General features: G+C 74.7%; 8 protein-coding genes. 6 read left to right on the top strand and 2 right to left on the bottom strand.

What is annotated here, in order from left to right; all coding sequences use genetic code 11:
• Positions 1-1,494, bottom strand: a 1,494-nt coding sequence (locus tag IEY93_RS38320; protein WP_229691273.1) for a lamin tail domain-containing protein, incomplete at its 3' end; no start/stop codon positions are given.
• 215 nt (positions 1,495-1,709) lie between these two features.
• Here IEY93_RS38320 and IEY93_RS19390 point away from each other — a divergent pair.
• Both IEY93_RS19390 and IEY93_RS19385 read left to right on the top strand, forming a co-directional pair.
• Entirely contained in the window at positions 1,710-3,167 is a 1,458-nt protein-coding gene (locus IEY93_RS19390; RefSeq protein ID WP_189164503.1) for a pentapeptide repeat-containing protein, read from the top strand.
• A gap of 208 nt (positions 3,168-3,375) precedes the next feature.
• A complete protein-coding gene (locus IEY93_RS19385) occupies positions 3,376-4,095 on the top strand; it encodes a permease prefix domain 1-containing protein (RefSeq protein WP_189164502.1) in 720 nt (239 codons plus the stop codon).
• Positions 4,096-4,164: 69 nt separating this feature from the next.
• Here IEY93_RS19385 and IEY93_RS19380 read toward each other — a convergent pair whose 3' ends face one another.
• Positions 4,165-4,494 carry a PadR family transcriptional regulator gene (locus IEY93_RS19380; protein ID WP_189164501.1) on the bottom strand — a complete coding sequence of 110 codons (330 nt, stop codon included), beginning with the start codon at positions 4,492-4,494 and terminating at the stop codon, positions 4,165-4,167.
• An 86-nt stretch (positions 4,495-4,580) separates the two neighbouring features.
• Here IEY93_RS19380 and IEY93_RS19375 point away from each other — a divergent pair, with 86 nt between their 5' ends.
• The 4 genes from IEY93_RS19375 to cydC all read left to right on the top strand — a co-directional run.
• Positions 4,581-5,765: a cytochrome ubiquinol oxidase subunit I gene (locus tag IEY93_RS19375; protein WP_189164500.1), complete on the top strand. Its 1,185-nt coding sequence runs from the start codon at positions 4,581-4,583 to the stop codon at positions 5,763-5,765.
• Between the two features lie 66 nt (positions 5,766-5,831).
• Positions 5,832-6,632, top strand: coding sequence for a cytochrome d ubiquinol oxidase subunit II (locus tag IEY93_RS19370; protein ID WP_189164499.1), 801 nt, complete (start codon positions 5,832-5,834; stop codon positions 6,630-6,632).
• Positions 6,633-6,638: 6 nt separating this feature from the next.
• Complete coding sequence (gene cydD, locus IEY93_RS19365; protein WP_189164498.1) at positions 6,639-8,384, top strand: thiol reductant ABC exporter subunit CydD; 1,746 nt, start codon at positions 6,639-6,641, stop codon at positions 8,382-8,384.
• 169 nt (positions 8,385-8,553) lie between these two features.
• The coding region (gene cydC, locus IEY93_RS19360) for a thiol reductant ABC exporter subunit CydC (protein ID WP_229691272.1) at positions 8,554-10,149 on the top strand (1,596 nt) is incomplete at its 3' end.

The following is a 10,149-nucleotide window of genomic DNA, read 5'->3' as shown; positions in this document are numbered from 1 at the left end:
GGCCGGGGCGGGCGGGCGCGGGTTCTCGGCCGCGAACCCGACCGGCTCGGTCGGCTGCACCCGGTAGACGTTGAAGCCGTAGGTCAGCACGCCGGTGAGCCCGGTGGTGACGTCTCCCACGCGCACCGTGTTGGAGCCCGCGGTGTGGTACGGCAGCTCGGGCGGGTTCTGCTCGGTGGAGGCGTCGTCCAGCAGGATCTGCCGGCGGGCGTCGAGCGCCGGGTCCACGTTGGGGCGGTCGGTCGGCTGGAACAGCCGCCCCTGGGAGGAGAGGGTGACCTCGCCGTAGCGGCCCAGGTTGTAGACCTCCGAGGCGGTGAGCTCCTGCGGGAAGGTCACCAGCACGCCCTCCAGCGGCTCCAGGCTCGCGCCCTCGGCGATCGGCAGCTTGACCTTCGCCGGCTTGACGGTTCCGGTGCCGCAGACCTCGACGGAGGTGACCGGGGACAGCTCGGTCAGGCCGTTGAACTCGGTGACGGTGCCGCTCACCAGCACCCGGTCACCGGTCTTGGCCGGCTTGGTGGTGTAGACGAACACCGCGTCGGAGGTGGCGGGGTCGGCGTCGGGGGTGGGGTCCTGCAGGTAGAAGCCGCCGAGCGAGCCGGTTCCCTGGTAGTCGCCGGTCACCACGCCCTCGACGCGGACGGCCTGCCCGGCGATCGGGCTGGCGGCGCCGGCGCCCTGGACCTCGGCGATCTGGTGGGTCGCCGGGAGCGTGCACGGCTCCGGGGTGGGAGTCGGCGTCGGACTCGGAGTCGGGCTCGCGGTGGGAGTCTCGGTGGGAGTCGGCGTCGGCGTGGGCTCACCGGTGGGCGTCGGGCTGGGCTCGGTCCCGCAGGGCGCGGCCGGGGTCGCGGAGTTGCGCGGGCCGGGCGGGCCGGCGGTGAAGTCGGCCGCGTTGACGTCGGTGTCGGCGCAGCCGTGATCGCCGCGCAGCGCGGCGGTGGTGTTGGTCAGCGCGGGCGCCGGCGTGCCTTCGGCGAAGTTGGCGGTCCCGAAGCCCACCAGGTCGCCGAGCAGCGCGAGCTGGTCGGCCGTGCAGGGCACCGAGCCGCCGTTGCAGGCCAGGCCGTCGGCCGAGCGGACCAGGGCCACCTTGCCCGCGGTGGCGCTCAGCGCGAGCCCGCCGGTGGTGTCGGGGGCCGGCAGCGGCGCGCTCGGCGTCGCGCCGGCCGCGAGCTGGACCAGGTGGTAGCCGCCCGGGGCGAGGGCGCCGGAGAGGTTCACCTTGTTGGTGGCGAAGGTGCCGGTCCCGGTCGCGCTGGCGTACTGCAGGGACCATCCGTCCAGGGAGACCTCCGAGCCGCCCCGGTTGAACAGCTCGACGAAGTCGTTGGTGAACGGGGCTCCGGTGTTGCCACCGCCGCCGTACACCTGGCTGATCACGACGGTCCCCGGCGCCGCGGCGGCCGGGGACGAGGAGAGTACGGCGACGCCGGCGGCGGCCACTGCGGCGGCCGTGAGGGCGGCGAACGCCCGGGATAGAGCACGCATGACCGGGAGCGTAGGCCCGGAAGACCGTTCTATCTCGTACTAGAACTAGATAGAAGGTGAAATAAGGGAACCTTGACACTTGGTGTCGATCGAGTGCCGTCGGCCTTGGCGTCCTTCGACCTAGCGGGCCGCAGATCCTGGCATCGCGATCACACTCTGTCAGCTCCCCGTCACGATTTAGTGACCCGTTACCCTATATTGGGTACGACTTTGGCATGACGTCGCCGCGGAAGCCCCTCCCCCTGGTCACCGGCTGGCCCACCTGCGCGGCCCGCGCCGCCTGCCCGGGCGTCGCGTGGGCGCCTTACGGCCGATGTCTCGCCCACCTGGCGCCGGCCGAACTGGACGAGGCGTTACGCGGCCTGGCCCCGGGCCGCGGCCTGGACCTGCGGGGCACCCTTCTGGACGAGGAACTGCTCACCCGCGTGCTGTCCGCCGCCGGACGCCATCTCGGCCGGGCCAGGTTCGACCGCGCGGTGTTCACCGGTCCCGCGCGGTTCGGCGAAGTGGTCTTCGCCGGGGACGCGACGTTCGACCATGCCCGGTTCGACCGGCTCGCCACGTTCTTCGGCACGCGCTTCACCCGCAACGCCTCCTTCCGTGAGGCCTGTTTCTCCCGCGAACTGTCGCTGCACGGCACGCGGCTGCGCGGGCACGGCACCTTCGACCGGATGCGCGCCGGCAGCGACGCGCTGTTCGGCGAGGCCCGCTTCGGCCGGGACGCGTCCTTCCGCGGCGCGGAGTTCCACGGGTTCGCGGCCTTCGACGGGGCGGTGTTCGACGGCGACGGCATCTTCCGCGGGGCGCGGTTCCGCCGGGCCGTGTCCTTGCGCAAGACCGCGTTCGGCGGCACGGCGGGGTTCGAGGGGGCGGCCTTCCACGGCGGTGCCTTCCTCACCGGCGTACGGGCCCGTCGCCGGCTGGTGCTGTCCGGCGTGCACGCTCCCGGCCCGCTGGAACTGGAGACGTCCGGCTGCCCGGTGGACCTGCGGGGCGCCCGCGTGCTGGGCCGGTTCGCGGCGCGGCTGGCGGACACCGACCTCGACCTGCGCGAGGCCGTGCTCGCCGGGCCCGCCACGGTGACCGGGGGCGCGGGCGGGCTGCGGGTGGTGTCGCTGGACCGGCTGGACGCCCGCGCGCTGACGCTGCGCGGCGCCGATCTCAGCGGCTGCCGGCTGGCCGGGGTGGTACGCCCCGAGGCGCTGCGGCTGGCCGGATGCGTCTTCGCCGCGCCGCCCGCCGGGGTGCGCGTCGGCCTGCGCTGGCCGCCCGTCCTGTGGTGGAACGGGCGGCGGGTGCTGGCCGACGAGCAGGCGGTGCGCGGCTGGGCGGCCCCGGCCGAGCCGGCGCTGGACCCGGCGAGTCTGGCCGGCCTGTACGAGCGGCTGCGGCGCGCGGTGGACGACGCGCAGACCTCCGCCGACTTCGCCTTCGGCGCCATGGACATGCGCCGGCTGGCCGCCCGGCGGCGGGCACGGCTCATCCTGGCGGCGTACTGGCTGGCCTGCGGGTATGGGCTGCGCATGGGACGGGCGGCCGCGTGGGCGGCGGCCGCGGCGGCGATCGCCGCGGGAGCGCTGGTCTTCGCCACGGGCTCGCATCCGGCCGGGCGCCCCGTCGGCCACCGCTCCCCCGTGCCCGCCGTCCACGCCCCCTCGCCCCACACCGGCTGAGTCTCCGCCGCGCCCGCCCGCCGGCCGATCCCCCGCTGAGCCCGGCCCGGCACTCCGCCACGCGGCGGGAGGTGCCCGCCCGGCCGGAAGGGCCGCCCGTGCCCGGGGCAGGCACAGGGGTGGGTCAGGGATTCCCCGGATTATCGGGCGCACCACCCGGACGGGACAATGATGGCCGGTGCCGGTGCGAGTGAGATGTGGGGAGAGCATGGCGAGCGCGAGTGCCATCGACGACTACGTGAGCAGGCTCGGCCGTTCACTGCGCGGGCCGTCCCGCCTGCGGCGCGACCTGGTGGCCGAGGCACGCGACGGTCTCGACGACGCCGCCGAGGCCCACGTCGAGCAGGGCGTCGGCCGTGCCGAGGCCGAGTGCAAGGCGGTCGCCGAGTTCGGCCCGATGACCGAGATCGCCCGGGCCTACCAGGAGGAGCTCGCCGCCCACCAGGGCCGCAGGATGGCCGCGACGCTGTTCGTGACCGTGCCGCTGATGACGCTCGTCTGGAGCTTCATCTGGGTCGTCTTCCCCGAGGACCCGGTGACCGTCATGGCGGTCAAGCCCATCTGGTTCACGCCGCTCGCCCGCTTTCTCGACTTCTTCCAGTTCGGCATGGGCGTCCTCGGCGCGCTCGCCCTGGTCGCCTTCGGCAGGGGGCGGCGACGTCTGGGCCGGCCGGAGGTCCTCGTCCGCGCGCTCGGCATCCTGGTGTGGATCCAGGTGCCGGCGATCGCGCTGTCCTCTCTGGCGCTGTCGGTCGGCGCGGGCCATGCGCTGCACAACTTCACGACCTATGTGCCCGGGATGGCGGCAAGCGTGCTGAGCTATCTGGTCGCGGGCTGGCTGCTGTGCGGCGCGACCCGCTGCCTGATCGCCTCCCGTTTCGTGACGGCCCCCGCTCCCGCGGCGTACGGGCGCCGCGTCCTGGGCTGAGCCCTTCGAGGGCACGTCCGCCCAGCACCACGTCGGCCGGCTACTCGCGGGGGCGCAGGACGCGCACGCTCAGTGCTGGGGGCGGGGAATGAGCACGCTGCCGATGGCGTCGGTGAACCGCTGCCAGGAGGACCGCTCGCCGTCCAGCGCGGCGCGCCCGCTGGAGGTCAGCCGGTAGCTGCGGCGGCGGCGGCCGCCCACCGTCGCCCACTCGCTGGTGAGGTGACCCATCCGTTCCAGCCGGCGCAGCGCGGGATAGACGGTGCCGGTCGGGACGTTGAGCGCTCCCCCGCTGCGCCGCTGCAGCGCCTCGATGATCGCGTACCCGTGCAGCGGCCCGTCTTCCAGGACGGAGAGCAGCAGGGCGTCCATGTGCCCGCGTAGCGCGTCGGGATTCACCGTCTCAGCCTATCCAGGTGCGTCATGACTCCACTCTACAAGTAGGCTCTCTACATGTAGACAGACACAACATGGAAAGAGGAGCCATGGACGTGACCGACCTGGCGCGGTTGCAGTTCGCGGTGACAGGAAGCCTGCACTTCCTGTTCGTCGTGCTGACGCTGGGGCTCGCCCCCCTGGTGGCGATCATGCAGACCCGCCACGTCATCAGCGGCAAGCCGGTCTTCGCCCGCATGACACGCTTCTGGGGACGGATCTACCTGATCAACTACGCGCTCGGCGTGCTCACCGGCCTGGTCATGGAGTTCCAGTTCGGACTGAGCTGGAGCGGCCTGACGCACTATGCCGGTGACGTGTTCGGCGCCCCGCTCGCGATCGAGACGCTCGTGGCGTTCTTCCTGGAGTCCACCTTCCTCGGTCTGTGGATCTTCGGCTGGAACCGGCTGCCGAAAGGGCTGCACCTGGCCTGCATCTGGCTCGTCGCGCTGACCGCCTACCTCAGCGCCTTCTGGATCATGGTGGCCAACTCGTTCCTCCAGCACCCCGTCGGCGTGGCCGACCGCGGCGACCACCTGGCGCTGACCGACTTCCCGGCGCTGCTGTCCAACTCCAGCCTCGTCATGGCCTTCCCGCACGTCATCGGCGCCGGGCTGTTCGCCGGCAGCTTCCTGATCATCGGGGCCAGCGCCTACCACCTGTTCCGCCGTACGCCCGAGCAGGAGTTCTTCCGCAGGTCACTGCGCACCGGCGTGGTGTGGGCGCTGGTCGGCACCAACATCGCCGTCGGATTCGGCTACGCGCAGTTCGGCGCGATCGATGGCACCCAGCCGGGCAAGTTCAACGGCGCGGTCCCCGGCATGGCCCTCGGCAACATGATCCTCATCGGCCAGCTCGTCCATCTGATCGTGCTGTTCCTGCTGCTGCCGCTGCTGTTCCGCGACCTGCTGGCCCGCGCCCGCTGGCTGCACCCGGTGCTCATGATCATGACGCCGCTGCCGTTCGCCGCGGCGATCCTCGGCTGGCTCGCCCGCGAGGTCGGCCGCCAGCCCTGGCTGGTGTACGGCAAGCTCACCGTCGCCGACGCGATGTCACCCGGCCTCACCGAGGGCATGGTCCTGCTCTCCCTCATCGCCTTCGCCGGCGTGCTCGCCCTGCTGGCCGTCGTCGACATCCTGCTGATCGCCCGCGCCGTCCACCAGGGCCCAAAGGTGGACGACCTCGGCGCCCCCGGGCCCGCCGAGCCCTCCCCCGCCCCCGTCCTGGCCCTCTGAGCGGCCACCGTTCCCGTCCCGGGCCGGGCGCCGCGACACCGGCCCCTCGCGCAAGGAGCTCCCCCCATGGAGATCATCTGGCTCGCGGTCCTCGCCGCGCTGCTCATCGGCTACTTCGCCCTCGAAGGCTTCGACATCGGCGTGGGCATGCTGCTGCCCGTGCTGAGCCGGGCGCGCGAGCGGGCCGGCGAACCCGGCCCGCCACAGCGCCACCGTGACCGCCTGGTCGCCGCCATGGCCCCGTTCGTCCTGGCCAACGAGATCTGGCTCGTCGCCGCCGTCGGGACGCTGATCGGCGCCTTCCCCTCCCTGGAGGGCGAGGTCATCAGCGGCCTGTACTCCGTCGTGGTCGCGCTGCTGGTGTCCTGGATCCTGCGCGACGCGGCCCTGTGGTTCCGCCGCCGGATGGACGGCGCCGCCTGGCGCGCCTTCTGGGACGCCGTGCTGTGTGCCGCCTCCTGGGGGCTGGCCCTGAGCTGGGGGGTCGCGCTGGCCGCCCTGGTCCGCGGGCTGCCCGGCACGGCGTTCGACGCGGCCGGCCTGCTCGGCGGGGCCGTCGTGGCCGCCGTGTTCGCCTTCCACGGCCGGGCCTTCGTGGCCTGGCGCCTGGCCGGCGCGGGTGAGACCCGCCCGGCCGCCCGGCGGCTGTGGCTGTCGGCCGTCGTCGCGGCGCTGCCCGTCGCGGTGCCGCTCGTGGCAATGGCGCCGGCGCTGCTCGACCACGCCGCCTCGCCCGCCGCGCTCGGTGTGCTCAATCTCATCGTCCTGCCGGTCACACCCATCCTCGTGGGCGCGCAAGTATGGGTATGGCGCACGTTCGGCCCGAGCAGGTCCGCCGGCGCCGCAGCCGTCCCGTCCTTCTTCTGAGGAGCGATGCACAAGGATCTCCTGCGCCTGGCCCGCGCCGACATGGCGGTCCGCCGCCACCTGGCGGTGTGCCTGACGGCGGCCGTCCTGGCCGGGCTGCTGGTCCTCGCGCAGGCCGAGTTGCTGTCGGGAGTGCTGTCGGGCGCGTTCACCGTGGCCGCCCTGCTCCCCCTCGCGGCCGTGGTCGTGGCGCGTGCGCTGCTCGGCGGCCTGCAGGGCGTCGCCGCCGGCCGCACGGCGACCACGCTGAAGTCGGCCCTGCGCGAACGGCTGCTGTCCCGGCTGCGCGACCTCGGCCCCACCCGGCTCGGCTCCCATCGCTCCGGCGAGCTGGTCACGCTCGCGGGGCGGGGGCTGGACGCGCTCGACGCCTACGTCACCGGCTATCTGCCGGCGGTCGCCGTGGCCGCCGCGGTGCCGGTCGCCGTCCTGGTGCGGCTGTTCGCCGCCGACCTCGGCACCGCGGTGATCGTCCTGCTCACCCTGCCGTTGATCCCGGTCTTCGGCGCGCTGGTCGGCTGGCAGACCAAGGCGGTCACCGAGCGGCAGTGGCGGGCGCTCTCCCGCCTGGGCGGTCACTTCCTGGACGTGGTGCGCGGCCTGCCGACGCTGCGCGCGTTCGGCCGCGCGCACTACCAGGCCACGGTGATCCGCCAGGTCGCCGACGCGCACCGGGCGGCCACCATGCGCACGCTGCGGGTCGCCTTCCTGTCCTCACTGGTGCTCGAACTGGTCGCCTCGCTGTCGCTGGCGCTGGTCGCCGTACCGGTCGGGCTGCGGCTGCTGTCGGGGTCGCTGGACCTGCGCACGGCCCTGCTGGTGCTGCTGCTCGCTCCCGAGGCGTATCTTCCGCTGCGGATGATGGGAACGAGGTTCCACGCCGCGATGGAAGGCGTGGCCGCCGCCGACGACGCCTTCGCCGTCCTGGACGACGCCGGCGCGCAGGCCGAGGCCGGCGAGGACGGACGGCCCCAGGCACCTGCGGGCGCGGCGGCGCCGCCGGGCGTGCCGGAGATCCGGCTGGAGAACGTCACCGTCCGCTATCCGGGACGCGAGGACGCCGCGCTCGACGGGGTATCGCTGACGATCGCCCCCGGCGAGCTGATCGCGCTGGTGGGCGAGAGCGGCGCGGGCAAGAGCACCCTGCTCCACCTGCTGCTCGGCTTCGTCGCCCCCGCCGAGGGCAGGGTGCTGGTGGGCGGCGCCGACCTGGCCTCGCTGGACGCCGACGAGTGGCGGCGCCGGCTGGCGTTCGTGCCGCAGCGCCCTCATCTGTTCGCCATCTCGGTCGCGGACAACATCCGGCTCGGCGCGGACGCCGCCGAGGAAGAGGTCCGGGCGGCGGCGCGGGCCGCGCGGGCCGAGGATTTCGTGACCAGGCTGCCGGAGGGGTACGCGACCGTGCTCGGCGAGGGCGGCGCCGGCCTGTCGGCCGGGCAGCGGCAGCGCGTGGCGCTCGCCCGTGCCTTCTGCCGCCCCGGCGCCCAGGTGCTGCTGCTGGACGAGCCGACCGCGCGGCTGGACGGCCGCAGCGAGGCGGCGATCGTCGAGGCGACCCGCGCCCTGGCCGAGGGCCGCACCGCGGTGATCGTCGCACACCGCCCCGCGATGATCGAGCTGGCCGACCGGGTCGTCCGGGTGGACGCGGGCAAGATCGTCTCCGACCGCCGCGTCCCGCGCGGCGACACCGGCGGGGACCGGTCCGGGGAGACCCGCCTCACCGGCGAGGCCACGGCAGGAGGGCTGCGATGAGCACGGCACCGCGACGGCGGGGGCCCGCACGGCATTGGCGGGCCGATGATCATCGGCGCGGCCCCCGGAGGGACGCGACGAACACCGGCACTCCGCCCGAGCGCGCGACGCGGTCCCCGTACACGACCGGCGAGACGAAGACGAGCGGCACAGCTCCGGGAGGGACGCGATGAGCATCGGCACCTCGCCCGAGCGCACGGCGTCCGCGCAAGCCCGGGGGCTCCTGTCGGGGATGGGCGGGCGCATGGTGACCGCCGTCGCCGCCGGCGCGGCGGCCGAGCTGGCCTCACTGGCACTCATCGGCTGCGCCGCCTGGCTGATCACCCGGGCCGCCGAGCAGCCGCCGCTCGCCGCGCTCAGCGTCGCGATCGTGGGCGTGCGGGCCTTCGCGACCAGCCGGGGGGTGTTCCGGTACGCCGAGCGGCTGGCCGGGCACGACGTCGCGCTGCGCGCGCAGGCCACCACCCGCGAGCGGCTGTACCGGGCGCTCATCCCGTCCCGGCCGCTCGGCCACCGTGGCGCCGACCTGCTGAGCCGCATGGTCGACGACACCGACGCCGTCCAGGACCTGCTGGTCCGCTGCCTGCTGCCCGCGCTGGCCGCCCTGGTGACCGCGGTCGCCGCGGTGACGCTGGCCGCGTTCCTGCTGCCCGCCGCCGCGCTCGTGCTGGCCGCCGGTCTGCTGCTCGCGGGGCTGGCCCTGCCCGCGGGGACGACGGCCGCCGCCCGCCGCTGGTCGGCGCGGCTGGCCCCGGCCCGGGCCGACCTCGCGGCGCGGGTGGCCGATCTGGTCCACGGGGCCGCCGACCTCGCCGCGTACGGGGCCGGTGACCGGGCGCTGGCCGAGGCCGCGGCGGCCGACGCGCGGCTCGCCGCGCTGGAACGCCGGCAGAGCCGGGCAGGCGCCGCCGCGCTGATGCTCGGCACGCTGGTGCAGGGTCTCACCGTGGCGGCCGTCGTACTGGCCGCCCAGCGCGCCGGGCTCGGCACCGTGGCCACCGCCGTGCTGGCGCTGACCGCGCTGGTGTCGTTCGAGCCGGTCCTGCCGCTGGCCGCCGCGGGCGAGCGGTTCGCCGGGGTGAGCGCCGCGCTGCGCCGGTTGAGCGAGGTCCAGGCCACCGTGCCCGCCGTCCCCGAGCCCGCATCGCCCGCGCCCGCGCCGGGTCCCCCGCTGACCGTGGAGGTGACCGGCCTGGTGGTCCGGCACGCCCCGGGCCGGGCCGCCGCGCTGGACAGGGTGTCGCTGACCCTCACCCCCGGCAAGCGGGTGGCCGTCGTCGGGCCGAGCGGCGCGGGCAAGAGCACGCTGCTGTCGGCCCTCATGCGCACCGCGGACATCGAGGCCGGGCGCATCCTGCTCAACGGGGCGGACGTGCGGAAGCTGTCCCCCGACGACGTCCGCGCACTGATCACCGGCCTCACTCAGGATCCGTACGTCTTCCGCGCCACCCTGCGCGACAACCTGCGGCTGGCCGCTCCGCCGGCCGGCGACGAGGAGCTCGCCCTGGCCGTGCGCCGGGCGCGGCTGGAGGCCTGGGTGGAGCGCACCGGCTGGGACGTGACGCTCGGCGAGGACGGCCGGACGGTGTCGGGTGGCCAGCTCCAGCGGCTGGCCCTGGCGCGGGCGCTGCTGCGCGACCCGGAGGTCCTGCTGCTCGACGAGCCGGCCGAGTCGCTGGACGCCGCCACGGCCGACGCGCTGATGGCCGACCTGCTCGACGTCACCCACGGCCGCACGACGCTGCTGGTCACCCACCGCCTGCAC

Origin of the sequence: Sphaerisporangium melleum (assembly GCF_014646695.1) — a bacterium.
Taxonomy (GTDB): domain Bacteria; phylum Actinomycetota; class Actinomycetes; order Streptosporangiales; family Streptosporangiaceae; genus Sphaerisporangium; species Sphaerisporangium melleum.
Note: the sequence above shows the minus strand (reverse complement) of the source record. Positions and strands in the feature narration are given on the sequence as shown.

Excerpts from the sequence above, each read along its gene's own strand:
- cydD (WP_189164498.1), top strand. The coding sequence starts at position 6,639 with ATGCACAAGGATCTCCTGCGCCTGGCCCGCGCCGACATGGCGGTCCGC.
- IEY93_RS19390 (WP_189164503.1), top strand. The coding sequence starts at position 1,710 with ATGACGTCGCCGCGGAAGCCCCTCCCCCTGGTCACCGGCTGGCCCACC.
- IEY93_RS19385 (WP_189164502.1), top strand. The coding sequence starts at position 3,376 with ATGGCGAGCGCGAGTGCCATCGACGACTACGTGAGCAGGCTCGGCCGT.
- IEY93_RS19370 (WP_189164499.1), top strand. The coding sequence starts at position 5,832 with ATGGAGATCATCTGGCTCGCGGTCCTCGCCGCGCTGCTCATCGGCTAC.
- IEY93_RS19375 (WP_189164500.1), top strand. The coding sequence starts at position 4,581 with ATGGACGTGACCGACCTGGCGCGGTTGCAGTTCGCGGTGACAGGAAGC.